Genomic DNA, 22752 nt, shown 5'->3' on the forward strand with positions numbered 1-22752 from the left:
AAAGCTTCCTCGCGCGGAGAATCGTCTCGTTCTTCGCCTTGAGCTGGCTGAACATCTCCATGATATCCTCCGGAGTTATTACCTTTGCAGACTCAGCTCTCGCAGTGGTTTTGATGTTCGGAATGACAGCCTTAAAGTCAATGGCCTCACTCTTTCGTATCTTCCCCGTATCGACCAAGAAATTGATGTAACTCCTTATCGCGAGGTAAGCGTGCCGGTTCGGGAGACCGCTCTTAGTCGGAGGAATTGACTCCACAATCCGGCGGAGCTCCTCGGGAGTGTTAGCCTTCTTCCCCCAGAGAAACTTGTCCAGCATCGGAATGTACTTCTTGGCCATGCTCGGCGTGCGCCGCTTTACCCACTCAACGTATTTCTGTCTATCACGACCATAGTGGATCTTGGCCGTTGAGTCTATCAAAGCCTCTCCTGAAAAAACATTACCAGCGCTCGGCTCTTCTTTGTTGTCATTCTGACGTAAAAGGCCTCCATTCGGCGAAAAAAGCCTATCTTGAGTCCACCGCCTTTGACCAGGCTCGGCAACCCCCGCATGGAGGGTCGAGAATAATGAAATCCGGAGGACTTATAAATTTAACCCACGATCCTAAAGGAGTAGAAGGAAAACGGCTCACCGTTCAAGCTTTTTGACCCCTTCTTTGGTTCCCACGAGGACGAGGTCCGCAATGTCCGCGAATATCCCGTTCTCGACCACTCCGGGGATGGTATTCAGCTCTATCTCCAGGTCGAGAGGATCGTCTATTCTGTGGAACTTGGCGTCCAAGATGAAATTGCCGTTGTCCGTGACTATCGGACCATCCTTTTTGTCTCCCATTCTAAGTTCCGCGTCGGCGTTAAAAACCTCAAGCTCCTCCGCTATAGCGCGCCACGCTGCGGGAATAACCTCTATAGGGACGGGCATCTTCTGACCCAGCCGTTCAACGAGCTTGCTCTCATCCACAAGAACGAGGAACGTGCCGGCACGGTACTCGACAATTTTCTCCATCGTGAGCGCGGCACCACGTCCTTTGATCAGGTTCAGATTGGGGTCAACCTCGTCGGCACCGTCAACGGCCACGTCTATCGCATCGACCTCATCGAGTCCGAGTGTTGGGATGCCGTTCTCGATCGCGAGCAGCCTTGCCTGATAAGAGGTGGGAAGACCGTAGACATCCTCAAGCTCCCCGTCCATGATGAGCTTTCCCAAGTACTTTATGAAGTACGCGGTAGTTGAACCGGTACCAAGCCCAACCACCATGTCGTCCTCGATGAAATTCAATGCCTCCTTCGCAACGGCCCGTTTCAGCTCTTCCATCTCCCTCACCCCGTCATGTTGCAAGTTATTGTGGCGTTGCCGCTCTTAACGAGCTGATACAGCAGACTCTGGTTCGAGTAGCACTGCGGTGTGAAGTGTATTATGAGGGTGTAGGTCAGAATGACGAAGTAGAGCCAGAACATCGCCCAGCCCCAGAAAGCCTTCTTCAGTACCGCCCTGTTGTCAAGCACGTCCGGAGGAAGCTCCTTGGTGATGGCCAGAACAAACCTATCAGTTACCAGATACAGAAGCAGGCCGACTACCCATCCATACTGAACCTCTGCGGCTAGGATGCCGCTTATTATTCCCGTGATAGCACCCCATAAGTAAGTGGACAGTGAAAATTTGTGCTCAGGAGCCAGCTTCACTTTCTTCACCTAGGTTAGCTTTTAAAAGGTGCTTTAAAACCTTTCCGTTAGAGGAAGAGAGCCTCAAGGAAGCGGCGCCCCTTCTCGGTGAGCGTGTAGTAAACCCGCCTCCCCCTCCGGTTGGACTCTTCTATAAGTCCGAGACCCTCAAGCTCACGGAGATGCTGATAAACGGCCTGGTACTTAAGGGTTCTCTCAAGGGCCTCCCATATCTCATAACCGTACATGCTGCGTTCTTTCAACAGCCGGAGGATGTCCAGTTTCGTACCCCCTACCGTGAACCTCTCTCTACCCGTCCCCTCGGCTCCCATGCCCTTAAGACCGCAACTCGTAACCACAAGGGCTATCCTGTCATCCCGTTCAAAATACCCACTTTCGGCGAGCTCCATCAGGGCGGGGACAACCACACTGGAGGCGTACTCCGCGAACACGCCCTCCCTGGCGAGGAGTCTAGCGCCGAGATCCAGTTCATCCTCGCCAACCAGAACCGCCGTGCCTTCACTCTCCTCAACAGCCCCGACCGCAAGTTCCTTCATGAAGGGGTTCTTGACGTAAAGGGCAAGAGCCCGCGTCGGTTCGGCCTTCGGCTCCACCCCAAGAACCTCGCTCGCTATTGGGGAACATTGCTCGGCCTGAACTGCAATCAGCTTTGGAACCTCCTCAATTGCGCCGATACGAAGAAGCTCGCTAAACCCCTTGTAGATGCTATAAAGGTTGCTACCGCTTCCGGTGGGCACTATAACGTGTGTTGGGTTTAGCTCCTCCCACAGCTCAAAAGCGAGGGTCTTCTGTCCCTCCAGACCCACGATGTTGCTTTCAGGAGTCACGTTGTAGAGCCCCCTGCCCTCAGCAAGTCCCTCAGCGTAGCTTATACCCTCATCAACACTCTCACCGTAGCGAATAACCTTGGCGCCAAACGCCACTATCTGGGCCAGTTTACTGCCTTCTATAAGTTTCGGGACTACGGTGTAGGCTTCCTTTCCGGCACGGGCAGCGTAAGCTGCTAAAGAGGCAGCCGCGTTTCCGTTACTTGCCACAATAAAACCATTACCGGCGTGAGGAAGGCCGTAGGAAACGGCAACGGTCACCAGTCGATCCCTGAAGGACCCTGTTGGGTTCCTAGTCTCGTCCTTGATAAACACCCTAAGACCAAGCTCGTCTCCAAGCTTGGCACGGATAAGGGGGGTTCCCCCCTCATACAGGCTGATTATCTCATGCACATCGGGGAGGAGCTCCCTGTACCTCCAAACACCCATCCTTCGGTGTTCCCATCGGGAGGTATCTATCGATTCGTAATCGTACTCCATGACAAGGGGCTCCCCACAGGAGCAGGTTGGTGGGATTAGGGAGGAGTAGGTCCTCCCACAGAAAGGGCACCTGAGCCGCATGAAACATCACTCGGCCATTCATTTGAGCCTTATGGCATCGAGGTTGTTCGGGGCGCGGGTTGAGAGACCGAACTTCTTGTGTATACTGGTCGATAGGTCGAGACATTTATGCGCCTCTCCGTGAACGGTTATGACCCTCTCTGGACGCGGCCTCAAGCGAGCCACGTAGCTTACCAGCTCCCTCCTGTCGGCGTGACCGGAGAAACCGTCTATGGTCTGGACCTGAAGGTTGACAGGTATAACCTCGGTCTTACCGTCCTCCCCCACGAGGGGTATCTCCCGCAGACCGCGCTGTATCTGCCTTCCAAGGGTTCCCTCAGCCTGGTAGCTTACGAATATCATCGTGTTCCTTGGATCGGAGGCAAGCTGTTTGAAGTACTCGACGCTTGGCCCTCCGACGAGCATGCCGGAGGTCGCTATTATTATTGCGGGCTCCTCGGAGTCTATGATGCCCTGTCTCTCCCGGCTGTTGGCGACGGGCTTGAATATCGGGTTAAGGAAGGGGTTGTAGCCCTCGTGGAATATCTGCTCGCGGAGGTGTCTGCTGAGGTATTCTGGATAAGCCGTATGTATGGCAGTGGCCTCCCATATCATTCCGTCTAGATATATTGGCACCTCAAGGCCCCCTATCCTTGCGTACTCCTCGAGAACCATCATTATCTCCTGCGCCCTACCAACGGCCATCGCGGGGATGAGCACCTTCCCCCTTCTTCTTTTTATCGTCTCATGGATTACCTCTATAAGGCGTTTCTCAGCCTCTTCACGGGGCATCTGGTAGTCGTTGCTGCTGCCGTACGTGGACTCCATGACGAGGGTCTCGAGGCGGGGGAACCTACTAACGGCGGGCTCAAAGAGCCTCGTCGGGATGAACTTGAAGTCGCCGGTTATGGCTATGTTGTGCAGTCCGTTGCCTATGTGAAGGTGGACTATCGATGAACCGAGTATGTGGCCGGCGTTGTGAAGGGTAAGCCTCATGTCAGGGGCTATGTCACGAACCTCACCGTAGTCTAGGGTTATGGTATGTTTGATGACCTCCTTTATGTCCCTCGGCCTGTAGAGGGGTTCAACGCCGTTCATCTTCTGTATCTCAATGAAATCCTTCTGAAGCAAAACCATAAGGTCCCTGGTAGGCGGCGTTGTGTATATAGGGCCGTCGAAGAGGTTGAACCTGAAGAGGTAGGGGAGCATTCCACAGTGATCTAGGTGGGCGTGGGTGATTATAATGGCGTCCAGAAGGCCGGCATCAAGAACGTATCGGAACTCCGGCGCATCGAAGTGTGGAAATGCCTTCTTGGGGTCGCGCAGGGCCGCTATGTTCACACCAAAGTCAACGAGAACGTAGCTCTCGTTGGTCTGAACCAGAAGGGAACTTCTGCCAACCTCACGGAAGCCCCCAAGTCCCGTTATGCGTATCCACTCACTTTTGGTCTCGGACTTGCGGTATATCGTCCTGCCGACCTGGCGTAGGAACTTCCGTCTATCCTTGCTCTCCGCTTGGAGGATCTGCCTGATCGAGTATATGGTCTGGCTCTGAAGCGGCGGCGTCCGTACAACACGCGGCGCCCAGTGGACTTTCTGGGTTATGAACCTCAGGGTCTCGCCGTTCTTACCTATTACAAGACCAGGCTTCCTCGCCTCTATTATAACCTCCCCGACGGACGGATCGAAGCTTATGTTAGTTATCTCAGCCTCCCCGGGCACGAGCTCTTTTATCATCTCCTCCGCCCTTTCAGGAGGCAGAAGGACGTCCGGATCCGGACGGACACTTATCCTCTTTTTCAGAACTTTTGCCAGGTTCTTTATTAGCTCCCCGTCCTGCATTATTGCCTCAGGGTTCCTAACGTAGATAACCAGTTCGGGCCCCTCGAACTCCACGTCGGTTATCCTGGCCTCGGGAGGAACCATCTGCGATATGACCTCTTTGATGTCCCTGAGAATGTCATCCACAAAAGTTTCCCTGCGTATCAACGCCATCACCTCACTTCAAAAGAGCAGCTATCTCCTCTCCACTCAGCTCGGTATATCCCTCCGAGGTTACAGTTACAAGGGTTACTCCATCACCTGTGAATACATCCCGCCTCATCGCTGTGTTTACCGCCTTTAACGCCAGTTTCACGCCCTCATCCAGGGACATGCTCTCTCTGTACCCGTCTTCGAGAATAGCGAACGCAAACTCCATCCCAGAACCGGCGGCGGTGAACTTATCGTCCGTCAGGCCACCGGCCATGTCTATCGAGTACAGTGCGGGCTTTCCGTCGTGGCCCGCTATGAGGAACCACCCAAAGTAAGGGGCAAACCGGGTGTTATGGAGAACATTGGCCGTTAAAGTGGCAATGGCCCTAACGCCCATTTCCTGCCCAACCTTTGCCCGGTAGAGCCTGCTCTCCGCCCTCAAAAGGCGCACAAGACTGAGGATGTCACCGACGTTTCCAGCGCCCGCGAGGGCTAGATGGTCGTCTATCTGAAAGACTTTGGTAACGCCCTTTGACATGACCATGTTACCGTACGATGCTCGCTTATCGGCCGCCAACACCGCGCCGTCCTTACACACAATGCCGACCGTAGTCGTTCCCTTTAGCTTTTCAGTCAACTACAACACCCCTGCTGGTCTGCTTTTAGAATAGAAGAACCTCTACAAGTGCGGTTTAGGGGAATAGTATTTAAAGGTTTCGTTTCAATAAGAAGAGCCAGAAACATGGAGGGATATGGAATGAAGGAGATAACCCTGCTGACCGGCCCGCCCCTGAACGGAAGGGACGAATACATCTGCGACGCCCTAAAAAACGTCCCTGAAGGAGGCTATAGGTACTACCACGTATTCGAGTATATCCGGGATGTTGGAAAGGAGATGGGAGTTAAAATAACCCGAAAAAATGTTCTGGACTTCGCCATAAGCCACCCGGACCTCATGAACGAGATACGGGATGAAGCCTTCGCCAGAATACGGAAGGAGATAGACGAGAGCGATGAGGACTTCCATCTCGTGTCAACCCCCAGCCTATTCAGATGGGGAAGCGGAAGCGTTATAGGTTTTACAACGAGCAACCTCAAACTCCTCCACCCAAACCGCGTTATAATAATCCTTGACGACGTGCTTTCAGTCAGGAGACGCATCATAAATGACAGTGAGTGGTTCGAGCGCTTCGGGAAGAACCCGGATAATATCAAACTCAGCACCCTCGTCATGTGGCGCGAGGACGCGATAAACCACGTGAAAACACTCGTCCACGAACTAAAAAAGGAAGGGATAGAGGTTCTCTATGTCCTCCAGTTCGGTATACGGCATCCACACAGCGTCTTCCTCGACCTGATGTTCCACGAGAACGAGAAGCCCCTAGTCTACCTCAGCTACCCTATGACCGGTCACGAGGAGGAGTATTACAGAAGGGTTAGGGGATTCTACGACAAGCTGAGCGAGCACTTCACCGTTCTTGATCCCGGCGCTCTGGACGACTGGTGGGTAGTGGCCGAGTACGATGCCCAAGTCAACGCCGATCCATCCATCAGGCGCATCAGGATAAAACACCTTCTCGATGGAGAAGCGGTTGAAGAGCTGGACAGGGAGGACATAGAGCAGGCTACCGATATACTCAGGCGCCAGCTCGTTGAGAGGGACTTCAACCTCGTTGACGTAAGCAAGGCTGTGGCGGTCTACCACTACGCTGAAGGAGTCTCTGCAGGGGTTATAAGCGAGATGGCTGAAGCTTACAGGACGCTGGATGCAATATACCTCTACTACCCATTTGAACGCCGTCCAAGCCCGTTTATGGAGTTCTACGGCATGCAGAACCCGTCGAGGATGACCATGTTCAGGAACGAGGATGAGATGATAGAGGCGATGGTGGAGGAAAAGGGGTACTGGGCAAAGGCATAAAATTGGATCGAAGGACTCAGAAAGCGTCGTCAAATGAGTCCTTAATCTCCTGGTATTTTCTCCTCCTATCATCCCTATCGAAGTCACACGGAAAGATCTCCTCCCAGCCAGGTCCCCCGAAAAGCGGCTTCTCGTTCGTGGCAAAGCTGGAGTAGCGGTTAACGTGGTACATGAAGGAGGTGTACTGATTGGCAAACCTTGCCATGCCCCTATGCCGCCTCCCCAGTATCAGCGTGTAGAAGAACTGAACGAAGACCACCATACCAACGACGAGGTTCAAGGCGTACAGAATTATCGCGTACAGAATCCCAAGGGGTATTCTTAAAAGTGCCTCAATTCGTTCTCCCATTTACACCACCTCATAATTACAAACCACAGGGGTACACACAGAACTCTTAAAAAGTTAACGGCCGGACGTTTCGATGTACAACGAACAGAGAAAAGGCAGGAAAAGGAAAAGAATCACTTCTTCACCCATCCGCGGTCCTTCATGGCCTGGTAGACCCTCTGGACGGCGACGACGTAGGCCGCATCGCGCATGTGGATGTTCTTCTCCTTGTGGGTGTTGTAAACGTCCCAGAAGGCCTTGGTCATCTTCTTGTCGAGCCTCTCATAGACCTCTTCGAGGGTCCAGTAGTAGCCGTTTATGTTCTGCACCCACTCGAAGTAGCTGACGGTGACACCGCCGGCGTTGCACAGAAAGTCCGGTATCTGGAGGATACCCTTCTCGCGGAGGATGTCGTCAGCCTCCGGGGTGATCGGACCGTTGGCAACCTCGGCGACGATCTTGGCCTTGATCCTGTCGGCGTTCTTCTCGGTGATGACCTCTTCAATGGCGGCCGGGGCGAGGACGTCAACGTCAAGCTCGAGGAGTTCCTCGTTGCTGATGTTGGTCGCTCCGGGGAAGTCCTTAACTGAGCCGTGCTCCCTCTTCCACTTGAGGACCTCGTCGGCGTTGAGGCCGTCCGGGTTGTAGATGCCGCCGTGGCTGTCGCTGACGGCGACGACCTTCATGCCGTACTCCTCGCTCATGATCTTGGCCATGAAGTAGCCGGCGTTACCATAACCCTGGATGGCTATGGTCTTGCCCTTGAGGTCCATGCCGAGGGCCTTGGCGGCCTCGCGGACGGTGTACGCAGCACCTTTGGCGGTGGCGTCTCCCCTGCCGAGTGAACCGCCGATACTGAGCGGTTTACCAGTGATGACACCGAAGGCCGGGCCCCTCCTCCTCATGATGGTCTCGTACTCGTCCATCATCCAACCCATGATCTTCGGGTTGGTGTAAACGTCCGGAGCCGGGACGTCGGTCCACGGGCCTATTATGTCATAAACAGCCCTTATGTATGAGCGTGCGAGCCTCTCCTGCTCGCCCTCGCTGAGCTCCTTGGGGTTGACTATGATGCCGCCCTTACCTCCACCGTAGGGGATGTCAACGACGGCACACTTCCAGGTCATCCAGGTGGCAAGGGCCTTAACGGTGCTGAGGGTCTCGGCCGGGTGCCAGCGAATGCCACCCTTGGTCGGGCCGCGGGCCCAGTTGTGCTGGACGCGGAAACCGGTGAAAACTTTAACAGAGCCATCGTCCATCTGGAGCGGGACGCTGACCTCCAGAATCCTCATGGGCCTCTTAAGCCACTCGAGAGCCTCTTCGCTTATCTCCATGAACTGCGCAGCCCTCTCGAGCTGCCTGACCGCCATCTCAAAGGGGTCCTGCTCAACCATGTTTACCACCTCAGGTTTCGGTAATCTGCGATGTCCACTTAGGCGTTTGCATATATAAACCTTTCGATAAAGAAGGCAGGAGAACCGTTGATTTCAAACAAACGGTTATATAAGGAAATTTTCGGCGGAACGGGCCAATCTATCGAAATTTTCAACGAAAAAAAGCGGTGTACATCCAGAATTTTTTATACATTGATGAACCTTGATGTTCGTCAATGGATAAATAATAAAAAGGGCCCTCAGCGAGAAGTCGGTCATCATAAACTCAGCTCACTCTCGTTGCAATCATCGGGCATCGTTACTACGGGAACGAAGTTAAAACCTTTGTCCGGATATCCTGGGGTTGCCATAATGTCATGGCCATGGCTTACGTTAGGGTTAAGTACTAACAAACCGGCAGAAACCCTTCTTTAGTAGTTTCACAACGTAGTAAATCGGCTTTTGTCGATAGAGGGGAGTAGAAAGCTTTTTATACCATGCCCTACGTTATACATAATGGCCCCTATGAGAACATAGGGGTCGTGTTACATCCAGTTTAGAATGGGGGTGTGTAGGGTTGGAACAACAAAGGGATCAATGGGCAACTAAGATTGGTTTGATTTTAGCGATGGCTGGAAACGCCGTTGGTCTTGGTAACTTTGTCAGGTTCCCAACACAGGTCGCCCAGAACGGTGGCGGTGCCTTCATGGTGCCGTACTTCATTGCACTGTTCTTCCTCGGAATACCAATAATGTGGGTTGAGTGGGTTGCCGGTCGCTACGGTGGCAAGTACGGCCATGGGACGCTCGGCCCAAGCTACTACCTAATGGCAAGGGAAAGCGTTAAACCGAGGGGCGCACTCTGGTGGGGTGTCCTGGCCGGGATGCTCGGATTTGCACTGACGGTTCTTCTGAACAGCTACTATCTGCACCTGATCGGCTGGTCCGCAGCGTACACGTACTTCAGTGCCGCGGGCTCGTACTTCGGACAGAACACAGGTACTTTCTTTGACAACTACCTCAGCAACCACGCGGAGGTCTTCCTGTTCTGGGGTATAACCGTCGTGCTGCTGGCAATAGCGGTAGGTCAGGGTGTCAGCAAGGGTATCGAGAGATGGGTCAAGGTAATGATGCCGTTGCTCTACATCTTCGCAATAATCCTGGTCGGCTACGTATTCGTCATTGGCTCCCCGATAAACCCCAACTGGAGCACAATAGACGGGTTCAAGTTCATCTGGAGCCCCAACTGGAGCTATCTATCAAGCCACTTCGCGGCGGTGATGCTGGCAGCCACTGGACAGATATTCTTCACGCTGTCCCTTGGAATGGGCATCATCCAGAACTACGCCAGTTACCTCGGCCCCAACGATGACGTTGCACTCTCCGGTATCGCCACGGTCTCACTCAACGAGTTCGCAGAGGTCGTTCTCGGCGGTTCGCTGGCCATACCCATCGCTACCGCGTACGCTTCGAGGATCGTCCCGGCCAACGTCTTCTCCCAGGGCAAAGACGCCGCCCTCTCATGGATAGGCCAGCACTTCGGACTGGGATTCTCATACACCAGCCTGCCGAACGCCTTCATCCAGATGGGAAGTGTGGGACGGCTCTTTGGAGCACTCTGGTTCCTGCTGCTGTGGTTCGCTGGATTCACGTCAGCAATAGCCATGTACAACTACCTCGTCGCCCTCCTCGAGGAGGATCTCAACATCAAGAGGAGCATTGGAACCTGGATAGTGCTGTTGATATACTTCATCATGGGACTCCCGGTCATTTACATCAGCACCTACATGAACCAGCTCGACAGCTGGATAAGCTTCCAGCTAACGCTGCTCGCACTGGTTGACATCATAGTGGCGGTGTACCTCTTCAAACCGAGCAACTTCTGGGATGAACTGCACAAGGGAGCGTGGATACATGTCCCAACATGGTACAAGTGGGTAACCGTTATAATAGCGCCGATACTCCTCCTGATACCGCTGGTCGGCAACTTCAAGAGCTTCGTCACGGGGAAGATCGGAATAGCACCGTGGACTGCAATAATAGTAATGTTCATCATAGGCGCCATAGAGAGCTACTACGCCATCAAAAAGAAGTACGCAGAGGAACTAGAAAAGAACGAGGTAATCGTGAGGCTGTGAGGTGGTTGATATGGGAAGCTGGGTAGTGTACATGATTATAGCATGGCTGATTATCCTCGGCATGGTAGCGTGGAGCCTTGAAGTCCTCATGAAGGCCGAGAAGCAAAGGGCTTAAATGCCCGACTCTTCTCTTTTAATATTGGAGGGATAACCGTGAAGAGTCCTGGCGTTCTACGGGATACAGCGGAGGTGCTCGAGAGCACACTGCCCCGGGTTGATAGGCTGACGGTAATCTCTGAGAAGGAGAAAGCCAAGGTAAAGAAACTACTCAAAGAGGCCGCGGAGGAGTTTAAGGCAGTTTCAGAGAAGGTCAAAAAGGACAACACTCAGCTCGCGGAGTTCTTCTACAAGAAGGCAACCCAGTTGAAAACGGAGAGCGTGGACAAGAACATAGAAAAGAACGGAAAAAAATCGTACATTCAAGCGGTAAAAAGGATGAACCTATACTCCAAATCCGCCATATACGACTTTGACCCCGATAAATTGAAGGAGCTTAAGAAATCCTACAGGACATATATATTCGGGATGACGTCCTTTTTCATCCTAGCGGGGGTTTACATGAGCCAGATAATGGCTATAACCGCCCTTATCCTCGCGATCCCCATAGTTCTGTCGATGCTGTCTCTTCAGAAGAGGGGATACATGGGGCTACTGCTGGCGTTCTCGGCGGTCCCCATACCGATCCTCCAAGGCGTAATGGCGCTTACCTACGGGCTTAGGGCCATAGATGACCCTGAACTGGTCAGCAAGATAGCGCAAACAATGGGAAAGAGCACATCGTTTGTACATGGGTACCTGGTTGTCATGATAGTGCTAAGCGCGGTAGAGCTCTATCTCATACTTACCGGGATTTACATGCTTTACAAGCACAGGCACGCTTTCCTTTAGTAAAGGGCTTCGTTGCCCCTTTCACCCGTTCTTATCCTCACGGCGTCCTGGACGGGAATAACGAATATCTTGCCATCCCCCGGTGTGCCACTCCTGGCGTTTCTGATGATAACGTCTACAACCTTCTCCAGGTCCTTATCCTTCACAACGACCTCTATCTTCATCTTGGGGAGGAGATCGTACGGAGGAACACCTCCCTGAACGCCCCTGCCCTGAACTTGATACGCAGTTAGCGGAACTATTCCAATCTGCTGGAGGGCCCCCTTAATCCTATCAAAGTCGTTGCCCCTAACGATGGCCTCGATTTTCTTCATGATACCACCGTTGCATATAAGCTCAACTCTGGAAAAAGGTTTCGAAAAAGAATGAAGAAAGCGGGGTGAGCTTAAACCTGAGACTTGAACTTCTTCAACCTCTTTAAGGAGATCCCACTCCTCAAAGCCAGTTCCTTGAGGTCGGCCCGCTTAAGATCCTCAACAGTGTAAACGCCGGCTTTTTTCAGCTTTTTAAGGGTTTTGGGGCCTATCCCCTTAATCCTCAGAAGCGCATCTTCCCCGGTATGCAGAGATTCGGTGATCCTCTCCGCCGTGCTATGAGGCCCTATTCGCTGAAGCTCTCCCTGTGGGGTTATAACCTTCGTCACCGCGGTTGCATAGGCCCGCTCACTGAGGGGTGCCCTGTTTACAGGGGTATCGTCCTCCCACCTTTCGGGGGGCAGTTCCGGCGGTTCAACGTACCTTGGAACCCACGGCGGGTTGTCGCTTATGTAGCCGAAGACGGCTGGAGAATTAAAAGGGTTGTCCCGCTCTTCCAAGGCATCTAGGAGTTCGGCATCGTACTCTCCAGGCCCAAAGTAACCTTCAAGTTCATTGGCCAGCCTGTGGAAATCCCGCGCATGCAGGAGGAGTCTTCTGCGGGCGTACTCTTCAGCCTGTTCCGTGGTTATCAAGAACTGCCAGTCGCTGGCCTCTAGAATGAGAAGCTCACGCGCCAGCTGCTCCAGGGTTCTATCTCCCAGACGATCCTTTCCGTAGTATCTGCTCGCCAGGGTCACCATCCTCTCCTCGGCGGAATAAACGTGCCCCCACGTCCACTCCGTTTCAGGGTTCCACCATGTTGAATGGTCGGAGTTGGCACCCCATGATCCCTCGGGCAGTTCAATCTCGTGTTTCTCCCCCCGATAGCTTTCCAGGTAGCGGCTTATCGTGGTCGTCTCAATACCGCGCTGGGACATGAGCTCAAGAACCCTGACGAGCCACTTCACTCCCTCAAACCACCAGTGACCAAAGAGCTCCGTGTCGTAGGGGGATACTATTATGCCTTTTTCACCGTACTTCAACTCGTGTTCCAGTAAGAGACGTTCGGCAAGGGATACAAAGTGTCTCGCATGTTCTTCAACCCGTTCCATGGCCCTCTCCGGGTCGTAGAACTCTTTCTCTCCAAGCTCCACCCCTTTACCCGTTATCCTCCAGTACTGACCGCCGCTCTTCTCCGCCTTCCTGTGGAACTCCCTGTACCAAAAATCGCCCGGATAACCGTAGCTGGCGCTCCACACCTGATGTCCCGTCTCCCTGTTGCGTGCAAAAACCGCCACGTTGGAGCCTTTAACCCAGTACGGTCTCAGGGTAGTCTTCTCCCCATCTGCCAGAGGAATCTCCCCGTAAACTCTAGAAACAGGACCCTTATCGATCAAAGTGCTCTCGACGAAGAAGTACTCAATGCCAACTTCCTCAAGAAACTTCTCAATGCCCTCCCTGATGATCCTCTTGCCACCAGGGAGCTCCCACTCCCCACCGGGTCTGTAAGCACACTCAGGCAACCAGATACCATGGGGCTTCACACCGAAGTGGCTCTCATAGCTCATGACCCCCGTGATGAGCTGTCCCCGTATGGACTCGTCCCTCCCAAGTAATGGGAGGTAACCGTGGGTTGCGGCGGAGGTTATCACCTCAAGGTACCCCTGATTCTGGAGCTCGCGGAGTTTCCCAACTATGTCCCCGTTTATGGCGTTCCAGTAGTCAAAGACCCTCCTAAAGTACCCCAGCATGAACTCAACAGCCCTCTCATCGTACTTTCCTGACCTGAGATCATCCTCCATGAGCCTGAGTTTTCTCCTCATGTACGCGGTAAACTCACCGGTCACGTAGGCGTCGGTAAGCTGTTCGGCCAGAATAGGGGTTACTCCAATGACCAGCTGGAACTTAATCCCTGAATCCCTGAGCCCCTCCAGTTCCATCAGGAGAGGAAGGTATGTCTCACTCATAGTCTCGTAGAGCCACTCCTCACCGAATGGCCATTTGCCGTGCTTCCTGACGTAGGGAATGTGAGTGTGAAGCACGAAGGTAAAATACCCTTTCATGTTTGTATCACCATGAGTGTTATTGCACTTGAAGTATTTAACCTTATTCCGGACAGCCATGGGCCCGGCTCCTCTTGTGGACATCGATGTACAGCGATGGCAATTAGATAACCCTTTAAACCCATGCCCCAATTCTCTCCGGTGAGAGAATGAAGGAAGGAATGAGCAGCGTTGACATACGCTACGTTGTGAGAGAGCTGCAGGATCTAGTTGGCTCGCGCGTCGACAAGGTGTACCATGACGGTGAGGAGATAAGGATAAAACTCCGCTCGAAGGAGGGGAGGGCGGATCTGATACTCGAGGCCGGGAGAAGGTTTCACCTGACAACTTACATAAAGGAGGCACCAAAGAGGCCATCAAGCTTCACAATGCTCCTTCGGAAACACTTGAGTGGCGGGTTCATCGACGCAATCGAGCAACACGACTTTGATAGGATAGTCAAGATCAGGGTAGGGGAGTACACTCTAATCGGGGAGCTCTTCAGGAGAGGCAATGTGATACTCCTCGGCCCCGGGAACCGAATCGTAGCGGCACTCCGATACGAAGAGTACAAGGATCGGCGCATAATGCCGAAGGCGGAGTACCACTTCCCACCAGCCAGGGAGAATCCGCTAGACGTGAGCTGGGAGAGGTTCCTCGAACTCATGAGGGGAGAAGACGTTGAACTCGTAAGGGCACTGGCCAGGAAACTCAACATGGGCGGGGCCTACGCCGAGGAGATCACACTCAGGGCTAACATCGACAAAACCAAACGCGTGGGCGAGCTGAGCGACGAGGAGCTACGCGTGGTCTTTAATGCCATGAGAGCAACGTTCAACGGGGAACCCAAACCAAACATCGTGTACAAGGGCGGAAGAATGCACGACGTTGTTCCCGTGGACCTGAAGAGGTACGGGCCCCTTGAAAAAAGATACTTCCCAAGCTTCAGCAAAGCCCTGGATGAGTACTTTGGGAAGATACTGCTGGAGAAGGCGAGGGCAGAACAGACGAAAAAGCTTGAAGACAAAAAGAGGAGCCTTCTGATGACTCTGAAGAAGCAGGAGGAACTGCTCAGGGGATTCGAGAAAGGGATGAAGGAGAACCAGGAGATAGGCGACCTCATATACGCAAACTTTGCCCTCGTAGAGCGTCTCCTTGAGGGGTTCAGAAAGGCTACGGAAACTCTGGGGTGGGAGGAGTTCAAGAACAGAATAGAAGAAGGAAAAAAGGAGGGAAACAGGGTCGCAGTAATGGTCCAAGATATGGACCCCCAGGAAAAATCGGTGACACTGGAAATCGAAGGTAAGAGGGTCAAACTGTACCTGAACAGGAGCATAGGGGAGAACGCGGAGCTGTACTACGAGAAGTCCAAGAAACTGCGACACAAGCGTGAGGGCGCCCTCAAAGCCTACGAAGACACGAAAAAGAAACTCGATGAGATAGAGAAGCTGATCGACGAGGAGAGCAAGAAAGCCCCATCCGTCAAAAAAATCGAGAGAAGAAAGAAGAAATGGTTTGAGAAGTTCAGGTGGTTCATATCCAGCGAGGGTTTTCTGGTTCTGGCAGGGAAAGATGCAGGCACAAACGAAATCCTGGTAAAGAGGTACATGGAGGATAACGATCTGTACTGCCACGCGGACGTGTACGGGGCCCCCCATGTGATCATAAAAGAGGGAAAGAAAGCAGGAGAAAGAACCTTGCTGGAAGCGTGTCAGTTTGCGGTCTCGATGAGCAAAGCGTGGAAACAGGGCCTCTACAGTGCCGACGCGTACTGGGCGAATCCAGATCAGGTAACAAAAGGGGCCCCAAGCGGTGAGTACATGGGAAAGGGGGCGTTCATGGTCTACGGGAAGAGGAACTGGATGCGTGGTCTGCCCCTTAAACTAGCCGTGGGGGTCATTAAATACGAGGGGGAAGATCATGTGGTCTGCGCCCCTCTGGAGGCGATGAGGTCCCACGCTGATAGGTACGTGATAGTGCGCCCTGGTTCGCTCAAGAAGAGCGAGCTAGTGAAGCGGATCAAAGGCATCCTCGGAAAATGGGGCTACAGCGTACGGGAAGAGGACATAATGAGCGTTTTACCTCCCGGAAACGGGGATATAAATGAGGTGGTCAACTGACGCCCCGACAGCGTGAAACTCAAAGATTAAGAATACAGCGGAACACTTAACACGGTGGAAGGAATGAAGCTCGAACCTTTGTACTCCACGGCCCGGAGCGAACTGGCCAAAGACCTGGTGTTTGAGATAGAGGGAGAACCAGTCACACTCTCGGTAAAGGGCATTCTACTGGCGAAGATAAACTCAAAGGGATATAATTTCTCGTTTTTTGAGCTCAGCGAGGATGAGATAGTTCTTGCGATTCAGATGAAGGGTTTCGTGGTGTACATCGGTATGGAGGCCGATGAAGATGTGGAAGAGGAGGCCTATCCCCAGATAGCGAGAATCCTGCTGGAGATCCTAACCCCCGGCGTCGCACTCCTAGTGGACCGGGCCGAGAGAACATACGAGGGCAGGGCCGATGTGCTCCTTGACGATGAAATGGGCCAGGACATGAAGGAGTTCTTCTACGGTCTGATACTGAAGCATAGGAGAGGAGAGAGCGTATACGAGCAGACGGAGGTTGCTTAACCCAGAAGCTCAAGGAGAACGAGCGCCCCCACCAGGGTGATGAGAACGATCACTGTCCTCCGGGTGTAGATCTTCGCGGCCCTCCTCTCATAGTAGCTCCTTGGGGAAACGTTCAGGATGTACAGCCCCAGCAGAGAACCGCTTAACAGTCCCAGAACGTTCTCAACTGTCAAGATGAGAGACCCCCAGAAAACATCTCCCCACCCCATGGCGAGTGATAGCCCCATCACCGTAGTTGGGGGAACGAGGGCGGCTGCTATGGAAACCCCTGCGAGGATCTCCGGGATTCGGCTGACTATCGCAACCACGCCCGCGTACCCCAGAAGCATCGCCAGCACTATGTAAACTATCCCGGATTGACCGCGGAGGAGTATCTCAGAGGTAGGCCCGTCCGGCATCGTACTTCCCAACCTCAGGAGGAGGGCGGCCACAAGCGCCGAGACGAATATCACACTGAGGAGTTTGATTATGGAGAGAACAGCCTCAAAGGCGTCCCGTCCTTTACCCATAACGATGTTTATTGAGAACCCATAGAGCGGACCCAGGATAGGAGAGAGAAGCATCGCGGATATTACCATGACGATGCTGTCGTGTATCAAGCCGAAGAGTGCCACTATGGACGCAACCGCACCGAGGGTAAGCTGGATCGGATCCACCTGCGCCTGGCTGTTGGCGGTCTCAATGAGGCCTTCTATCGTTGCCAGGCTCCAGCGTCGTTTGAACTTCCTCAGGGCCTTCACCGAATTCGTGTACTTGACGGACCTCCCACTGACGGGCGACCATGTTATGGAGGAGTGGGCCTTCCTTAGGTCCACAGCCCTTCCGAGTTCATCGACGATGTCGTTTATAACAAAGTCGGGTACAAAGGCGGTAAATTTAAGAAGGGAACCGCTACCGCCGTTAACACCCTCCACATAGAACTGGACATTCCACTTGGACAAAACACCTGAGACCCGCTCCCCCTCACCCTCGTCACAGTACACCTGAAGCTGGAGCATTTAGCATCATCCAAGTTAATGGGCCAACGTTAATAACGTTTCTGATGCGAGTTGAGGTCAAAAGTGTCAAAAATCCCCCCAACTTCTTTGGAATATTTGTCGTTTACACAGCTGTCATGCAGAAAAATATTTAAACTCGGTGCCCCTCTGTAGTCTGATGCCCATGAGGTTCGGGAGTGAGTGTTTTTGGCTTCCATGGGATTCATTCCGCGTTTGAGGTTAGTTTGAGAACCAGAAGGCGGGATCGTTTTTGGCGTTTCTAATTTAAGGGGGCCGTGTTTTTGGCGTCCCAGCCTGCAAAGAGATGATTAAGCCAGTGCACTCACTATTTCCCGGACGGATTGGGCAGATTAATCCCTGCGTTTTTGAGAGTTTCAACAAGATGGAGGTGGTTGTATGAAAGCCGTTCTGCCCGATTCGAGGATACCCACGAGGTGGTACAACATACTGCCAGACCTTCCGGAGCCGTTGGCACCGCCGCTGGATCCGGAGACGGATGAACCCATCGAACCGGGGAAGCTCCTCCGCATCTTCGCGGGGGAACTCGTCAAACAGGAGATGAGCTCTGAGGGATACATAGAGATACCCAAAGAAGTCCGGGAGCTGTACGCCAAGATAGGAAGACCAACCCCACTATTCCGCGCCACAAATCTGGAAAAGGCCCTAAGAACACCCACTAGGATATACTTCAAGTATGAGGGGGCAACCGTGACAGGTAGCCACAAGATAAACACCGCTTTAGCCCAGGCCTACTACGCGAGGGAGCAGGGAATAGAGAGGCTGATCACCGAGACTGGGGCTGGACAGTGGGGAACCGCCCTTAGTCTAGCCGGAGCACTCCTTGGCCTTAAAATCCGGGTCTATATGGCGAGGGCGAGTTACCAGCAGAAACCATACAGAAAGACCATAATGCGGCTCTACGGTGCCGAGATCTACCCCAGCCCAAGCGACAGGACGAAAGTTGGGAGGAAGTTCCTGAGGGAGGATCCGAATCACCCTGGTGGCCTCGGAATAGCGATAAGTGAAGCAATCGATGACGTCCTGAAGGATGAGAACGCCAGGTACGCCCTTGGAAGCGTACTGAACCACGTCCTCATGCATCAGACCGTTATAGGGCTCGAAGCCCAAGAGCAGATGAAGGAGTTCGAGGAGCCGGACGTTATAATAGGCTGCGTTGGAGGTGGAAGCAACTTCGCAGGTTTAGCTTACCCCTTCGTTAGGGACGTGCTCAGAGGTAGGACTGACTACGAGTTCATAGCGGTGGAGCCAAGGGCCGCGCCGAGCATGACAAGGGGAGTTTACAGGTACGACTTCGGCGACTCCGGCGGCTACACGCCAAAGATGAAGATGCACACCCTCGGCCACACCTACTACGTCCCACCGATACATGCCGGTGGCCTGAGGTACCACGGACTCGCCCCAACCCTCAGCGTGCTGATAAACCATGGCATCGTCAAGCCCGTTGCGTACCATCAGAACGAGGTCTTCCAGGCGGCGGAGCTGTTCGCCAAGACGGAGGGAATAATCCCCGCTCCAGAGAGTGCCCACGCCGTCAAAGGCGTCATCGACAGGGCCCTGAAGGCCAAGGAAGAAGGTAAGGAAGAGACCATACTTTTCAACCTGAGCGGACACGGTCTGCTTGACCTCGGAGGATACGAAGCATTCCTAGATGGAAAGCTCGAGGATTACGAACCGGACTACTTCCCAGCCATGGCAGGGGGACTCTAACCCCCACATAATTTTGTTTAGAGCCTAGAGAGAATGCCCCTCGGGTAGAAGTCCAGAGCGGCCCTGGCCTGTCGAACCTCCATGCCGATGTTTACTCCGAAGCTCATCAAATCCCTCGGGGAACGAACCTCCCACCTACCCCTAGCAGAACTCGTAACGAAACGCGGGGCCCTGTATTTGTTAACCAAACGCCATATCTCTGCCTGGAATCTAAGGAGGTGGTTAAGCTCATAGGGTTCAGCCTTCAAAAGGGGGGACAGTGAGAATCCAATGGCAACATCGCGCTCTGCCGCGAGCCTGGCCAGCACGTGGTCGAAGCCGGGGTCCTTCCTCCCGAGGCAGGGACATATCAGCGCATCCACCCCGACCTCTATGGCGGTGCGGTTGATCCTCATGTCGCCACCCTGGACGTAGATTAGAGCCCTTGGATTACGGTTCTTCACCTCCCTGATGAGGCTGGGCTTCTTCGTGATGAGGAGGATGGCCACTCTACCATAGGTCTCGCGGAGAGATTTTACATCCCTCTTTAAGGCACTCCAGTCAGGAGGCCTTTCGAGGACGAGCTCCTTTGTGAAGACAATCTCGTCGAACCATTCCTCCGCTAGCTCGTAGGCATCCCCGCTCCTCACATCCATCTCTACGAAGTGATCGCGGGAGAAAGAGACCTCTTCTGTCCCCGATTCTTGAAGGAGAACTTCCTCATTCATTCCTCCAGCCACTCCCTTACGGCTTTAACCACCGTTTCCTTCCTCATGGGAAAGGCCTTGACCTTTATCCTGATCTGGACGGCGTCATCACAGTCTTCCACCACGGGTTCACCCAGGTAGGTTTTCTGCTTGTTGAAGCGGACGTAAAACGTCCCTTCCTCGTCGACTTTCTCGTTGAGGCGCTCCAGGAGGTAATCCCTGCCCTCCCTATCCAGAAGTCCTTTGAAGTGGTCTAAAAACTGCCTCACCGCTCTGCTTCTTCTTATCTCGACGTTGACAACCTTGATAGGGTTACCGAAGAACCCCCTCGTCTCGTTTATGTCCCACAGTACATCATCGTCATCAATATCTTCCGGTATGAACGTGGAGATAGCCTCAAGAACCTTGTCCTCGTCTTCAGTTGCCTGGATGAAAGTGGTAATCCTGACATGATGGGCCCTTATCTTCCCCATTGCTCTCACCGGGGAAAATTGGGGCCGGTGCTTTAAAAGGTAATCCCCTAATCCTTGGATTATCTATTGACATCGGGAGATAAAACAGAAAATTGAAAAACACGAATACCCTCACCTTACCCCCCAGCCACACCTTACGAGCCTTCATTCCCACCATTCTCTTCCCGTCTCCGGTTTAACCAACAGCCCATGAAAGTCCCGACAAGGATTCCTATGATTAAGGCCAGGAGAAAAGCTTGGGAAATTCTCCCAGAGGAACTGGAAGCTGTGAAGTCTGAGGCCATGGTGCTGGATGAGATTACAGTACTGTCGTATCCGCTTAGCTCGTAGGTTCCTGTTACTAGGGGAGTTACTCTGTCGCCAAAATTTAGAACGGGAATAACCTCCAGGGTTTCCCGGAACAGGAAAACATAGTCTGTCATCTCCTTAGACTCAAATATCGGAACGAACTCGTTTCCCCTGAACGTTCCTGCGTAGGTTGTGCTGTTCCCGGGGAAGTATGAGAGTGCTGGGAAGTGCAACACGATCGCATCGTTCTCAAGCTTAGTAGCCCTCAACGACTCCGCAAAGGCCGTGGCGTTCACTATGTGGAAGTATCCCTTGAAAGAGCTCAACGGGATACTCACGATCCGCCCCTCTCCTGGAAAAGAAACCACAAGCTTATCCTTCTCTAATCTCACGGTTCCATGGGTTATTTGGTGATATGGGGTAACTGGAGTTGGTGTTATACATCCGTTTTTTATCTCAAAGATCATCGGATTGTTAAGGGACAGATTGTACGGATAAACCTTTGAAAAAGGGCGGTCGTTTATCATGATGTGAGGGGCACCCCCGTAGAGGAAGAGGTACCACGAGCCGTTTGAGTAGAAGGCCGCCGGAGGAGAAATGCCCAGATAGTCCAGATAGTTTCCGCTCCAGATGTAATACTCACCCTCACGAGAGACGTAGAACAAGAACATCCAGTCTGGGAGGGAGTCCTCAAAGATAATCTCCGTCGGTATAACTGATCCGTGGATAATTGCTCCGCCCAGCGTAAAGTTCAGTGGGTGGGCAATGATCGCGTACGTGGAGACGGATATGAAGAAGTCATCCTCCCCCGGAGAGACACTGGTCACGACGTTTATACCATCAACGACCTTACCGGCCGCAACCGTCGGGATAACGAGCAGGAGGAACAGTGCTGAACCCGCGAGGAGTTTAATCCCTCTCTTCATGACGCCCCCTCCCGTGCCTTAGTATTATTCCAATCACCAATCCAATCCCAACGCCAGCTATCCCGCCGAGCAAAACTTGACCATCTAAGGGACTTTTGAGAGTCTCAGGGTTCTCCAAAGCGCCCCGTGTCCTGGTGAGAGTTTGAGGAAGGGGACTTTCAAGGGTTACAGTCGTGCCACTGGAGTCTTCCCCTTTGCCCCTGCAGAATGGAACTCTGAAGGGTTTGACGTTCGGTGTTAAGATTACCTCGCCTAGTTTCGTCGGGTCGTACCTCAGCAGGGGTATGAAGCCGTGAGGATAGAGGAGAACGCCATAAGAGGGCATTTCGGTCCAGTTCGAGTACGTCTCAACAGCGGTGTAATTATATCCGGCGACGTAGAACTCCACCGGCTTTAAGAGGTAGTAACCCCCGTTCCTTTCAAGAAACCCCTCGTAAGGAACTATGAGAATAGCGCTACGGTTCATAAAAACCATGCCAGATACCGAGTGTCTCGTCGTGTTCGGGCCGAAGTACTTATTCAACAGCCCCTTGGAGACATTGAACGGAGTCCACCCAAGGGAGCCCTTAACCTCGGGGTCAAAAAGCAGGTAGCTTCCGTAGTCTTCTATCACCGCATACTTCGTCCCCCGAAGTTGCCAAGGGAATTCCGTGGAGTTCTCAACGGCCACCGCCACCAAACAGCTTCCATTGAAGCGGTATATTCCAAGGGCATGCCTCGGTCTGAGCTGCAGGGGCGTCGTGTTATGGTCAATGATGAGGTACTAGGAGAAATGCCAGGAACCCTCGTGAATATACCGGGGAAACGTGGAGAGCACAGGCGAAGGGGAATCCCGGGTAATCGTCTCCACGAAATATGCCCCGGAGCCGTTGATGTAAAAGAGGTAGTCAGTTCAGTTGTCCCACCAGCCCTTAGCCGGAGGGTACCTTATCGGGGGATATGGAATGCCGTAGCGAGGGAGGGTGAAGTTCGGACGTCCAGTTTCCACGCGATAGACCCTGATGGCAAGGAACGCGGAGT

The 22752-nt window shown here is 53.1% G+C and carries 21 protein-coding genes; 6 read left to right on the forward strand and 15 right to left on the reverse strand.

What is annotated here, in order from left to right; translation table 11 throughout:
* The 6 genes from MVK60_RS01450 to psmB form a co-directional block, all read right to left on the reverse strand.
* A partial coding sequence (locus MVK60_RS01450) for a hypothetical protein (RefSeq protein ID WP_297435727.1) occupies positions 1-418 on the reverse strand: 418 nt, incomplete at its 3' end.
* A gap of 207 nt (positions 419-625) precedes the next feature.
* Entirely contained in the window at positions 626-1309 is a 684-nt protein-coding gene (rpiA, locus tag MVK60_RS01455; protein ID WP_297435729.1) for a ribose-5-phosphate isomerase RpiA, read from the reverse strand.
* Positions 1310-1314: 5 nt separating this feature from the next.
* Positions 1315-1686 (reverse strand): hypothetical protein, encoded by a 372-nt coding sequence (locus tag MVK60_RS01460; RefSeq protein ID WP_367270806.1) that lies wholly within the window; start codon positions 1684-1686, stop codon positions 1315-1317.
* Positions 1687-1724: 38 nt separating this feature from the next.
* On the reverse strand, positions 1725-3065 hold the full coding sequence (locus tag MVK60_RS01465) for a pyridoxal-phosphate dependent enzyme (RefSeq protein WP_297435731.1): 1341 nt from the start codon (positions 3063-3065) through the stop codon (positions 1725-1727).
* Between the two features lie 18 nt (positions 3066-3083).
* On the reverse strand, positions 3084-5033 hold the full coding sequence (locus tag MVK60_RS01470) for a beta-CASP ribonuclease aCPSF1 (RefSeq protein ID WP_297435760.1): 1950 nt from the start codon (positions 5031-5033) through the stop codon (positions 3084-3086).
* A gap of 10 nt (positions 5034-5043) precedes the next feature.
* On the reverse strand, positions 5044-5655 hold the full coding sequence (psmB, locus tag MVK60_RS01475) for an archaeal proteasome endopeptidase complex subunit beta (RefSeq protein WP_297435733.1): 612 nt from the start codon (positions 5653-5655) through the stop codon (positions 5044-5046).
* Between the two features lie 120 nt (positions 5656-5775).
* Between psmB and MVK60_RS01480 the strand changes: the two genes are divergently transcribed.
* On the forward strand, positions 5776-6939 hold the full coding sequence (locus tag MVK60_RS01480; protein ID WP_297435763.1) for a hypothetical protein: 1164 nt from the start codon (positions 5776-5778) through the stop codon (positions 6937-6939).
* A 16-nt stretch (positions 6940-6955) separates the two neighbouring features.
* On the opposite strand, the gene MVK60_RS01485 is transcribed toward MVK60_RS01480, so the two are convergent.
* Positions 6956-7288 (reverse strand): DUF4389 domain-containing protein, encoded by a 333-nt coding sequence (locus MVK60_RS01485; protein ID WP_297435735.1) that lies wholly within the window; start codon positions 7286-7288, stop codon positions 6956-6958.
* A 113-nt stretch (positions 7289-7401) separates the two neighbouring features.
* The gene (gene gdhA / locus MVK60_RS01490) at positions 7402-8661 is read right to left on the reverse strand and encodes a glutamate dehydrogenase (RefSeq protein ID WP_297435736.1); all 1260 of its coding nucleotides are present in this window, start codon (positions 8659-8661) and stop codon (positions 7402-7404) included.
* 556 nt (positions 8662-9217) lie between these two features.
* Here gdhA and MVK60_RS01495 point away from each other — a divergent pair.
* Positions 9218-10777, forward strand: a complete 1560-nt coding sequence (locus tag MVK60_RS01495; protein ID WP_297435738.1) for a sodium-dependent transporter — start codon at positions 9218-9220, stop codon at positions 10775-10777.
* Positions 10778-10930: 153 nt separating this feature from the next.
* The gene (locus MVK60_RS01500; RefSeq protein WP_297435740.1) at positions 10931-11665 is read left to right on the forward strand and encodes an alpha-glucosidase; all 735 of its coding nucleotides are present in this window, start codon (positions 10931-10933) and stop codon (positions 11663-11665) included.
* On the opposite strand, the gene MVK60_RS01505 is transcribed toward MVK60_RS01500, so the two are convergent.
* Both MVK60_RS01505 and MVK60_RS01510 read right to left on the reverse strand, forming a co-directional pair.
* Positions 11662-11979 carry a P-II family nitrogen regulator gene (locus MVK60_RS01505; RefSeq protein WP_297435742.1) on the reverse strand — a complete coding sequence of 106 codons (318 nt, stop codon included), beginning with the start codon at positions 11977-11979 and terminating at the stop codon, positions 11662-11664. The genes MVK60_RS01500 and MVK60_RS01505 overlap by 4 nt on opposite strands.
* Positions 11980-12050: 71 nt before the next feature.
* Complete coding sequence (locus MVK60_RS01510) at positions 12051-14024, reverse strand: 1,4-alpha-glucan branching protein domain-containing protein (protein WP_297435744.1); 1974 nt, start codon at positions 14022-14024, stop codon at positions 12051-12053.
* A gap of 149 nt (positions 14025-14173) precedes the next feature.
* Between MVK60_RS01510 and rqcH the strand changes: the two genes are divergently transcribed.
* Complete coding sequence (rqcH, locus tag MVK60_RS01515) at positions 14174-16123, forward strand: ribosome rescue protein RqcH (protein WP_297435746.1); 1950 nt, start codon at positions 14174-14176, stop codon at positions 16121-16123.
* A gap of 63 nt (positions 16124-16186) precedes the next feature.
* Entirely contained in the window at positions 16187-16633 is a 447-nt protein-coding gene (locus MVK60_RS01520; protein ID WP_297435765.1) for a hypothetical protein, read from the forward strand.
* Here MVK60_RS01520 and MVK60_RS01525 read toward each other — a convergent pair.
* On the reverse strand, positions 16630-17631 hold the full coding sequence (locus tag MVK60_RS01525) for a TIGR00341 family protein (protein WP_297435748.1): 1002 nt from the start codon (positions 17629-17631) through the stop codon (positions 16630-16632). The two genes, MVK60_RS01520 and MVK60_RS01525, sit on opposite strands and share 4 nt — an antisense overlap.
* Before the next feature lie 396 nt (positions 17632-18027).
* On the opposite strand from MVK60_RS01525, the gene MVK60_RS01530 reads away from it, so the two are divergent.
* Complete coding sequence (locus tag MVK60_RS01530) at positions 18028-19359, forward strand: TrpB-like pyridoxal phosphate-dependent enzyme (RefSeq protein WP_297435750.1); 1332 nt, start codon at positions 18028-18030, stop codon at positions 19357-19359.
* Positions 19360-19376: 17 nt separating this feature from the next.
* Here the strand turns inward: MVK60_RS01530 and MVK60_RS01535 are convergent, their stop codons facing one another.
* The 4 genes from MVK60_RS01535 to MVK60_RS01550 all read right to left on the reverse strand — a co-directional run bounded on the left by MVK60_RS01535 (position 19377) and on the right by MVK60_RS01550 (position 22402).
* Complete coding sequence (locus MVK60_RS01535; protein WP_297435752.1) at positions 19377-20066, reverse strand: Ribonuclease P protein component 3; 690 nt, start codon at positions 20064-20066, stop codon at positions 19377-19379.
* Positions 20063-20518: an RNA-binding protein gene (locus MVK60_RS01540; RefSeq protein ID WP_297435767.1), complete on the reverse strand. Its 456-nt coding sequence runs from the start codon at positions 20516-20518 to the stop codon at positions 20063-20065. The genes MVK60_RS01535 and MVK60_RS01540 overlap by 4 nt, the downstream gene beginning before the upstream one ends.
* 134 nt (positions 20519-20652) lie before the next feature.
* Positions 20653-21732 (reverse strand): hypothetical protein, encoded by a 1080-nt coding sequence (locus MVK60_RS01545; protein ID WP_297435754.1) that lies wholly within the window; start codon positions 21730-21732, stop codon positions 20653-20655.
* Positions 21716-22402 (reverse strand): hypothetical protein, encoded by a 687-nt coding sequence (locus MVK60_RS01550; RefSeq protein WP_297435756.1) that lies wholly within the window; start codon positions 22400-22402, stop codon positions 21716-21718. Before MVK60_RS01550 ends, MVK60_RS01545 begins: the two co-directional genes overlap by 17 nt.
* Positions 22403-22752: the final 350 nt, after the last annotated feature.

The organism is Thermococcus sp., from assembly GCF_026988555.1.
Lineage (GTDB): Archaea > Methanobacteriota_B > Thermococci > Thermococcales > Thermococcaceae > Thermococcus.

Coding starts and splice junctions, on each gene's coding strand:
- MVK60_RS01545 (WP_297435754.1), bottom strand. CDS start 21,732: ATGAAGAGAGGGATTAAACTCCTCGCGGGTTCAGCACTGTTCCTCCTG.
- MVK60_RS01530 (WP_297435750.1), top strand. CDS start 18,028: ATGAAAGCCGTTCTGCCCGATTCGAGGATACCCACGAGGTGGTACAAC.
- MVK60_RS01465 (WP_297435731.1), bottom strand. CDS start 3,065: ATGCGGCTCAGGTGCCCTTTCTGTGGGAGGACCTACTCCTCCCTAATC.
- gdhA (WP_297435736.1), bottom strand. CDS start 8,661: ATGGTTGAGCAGGACCCCTTTGAGATGGCGGTCAGGCAGCTCGAGAGG.
- MVK60_RS01525 (WP_297435748.1), bottom strand. CDS start 17,631: ATGCTCCAGCTTCAGGTGTACTGTGACGAGGGTGAGGGGGAGCGGGTC.
- MVK60_RS01480 (WP_297435763.1), top strand. CDS start 5,776: ATGAAGGAGATAACCCTGCTGACCGGCCCGCCCCTGAACGGAAGGGAC.
- MVK60_RS01505 (WP_297435742.1), bottom strand. CDS start 11,979: ATGAAGAAAATCGAGGCCATCGTTAGGGGCAACGACTTTGATAGGATT.
- MVK60_RS01540 (WP_297435767.1), bottom strand. CDS start 20,518: ATGGGGAAGATAAGGGCCCATCATGTCAGGATTACCACTTTCATCCAG.
- MVK60_RS01510 (WP_297435744.1), bottom strand. CDS start 14,024: ATGAAAGGGTATTTTACCTTCGTGCTTCACACTCACATTCCCTACGTC.
- rpiA (WP_297435729.1), bottom strand. CDS start 1,309: ATGGAAGAGCTGAAACGGGCCGTTGCGAAGGAGGCATTGAATTTCATC.
- MVK60_RS01520 (WP_297435765.1), top strand. CDS start 16,187: ATGAAGCTCGAACCTTTGTACTCCACGGCCCGGAGCGAACTGGCCAAA.
- MVK60_RS01535 (WP_297435752.1), bottom strand. CDS start 20,066: ATGAATGAGGAAGTTCTCCTTCAAGAATCGGGGACAGAAGAGGTCTCT.
- MVK60_RS01485 (WP_297435735.1), bottom strand. CDS start 7,288: ATGGGAGAACGAATTGAGGCACTTTTAAGAATACCCCTTGGGATTCTG.
- rqcH (WP_297435746.1), top strand. CDS start 14,174: ATGAAGGAAGGAATGAGCAGCGTTGACATACGCTACGTTGTGAGAGAG.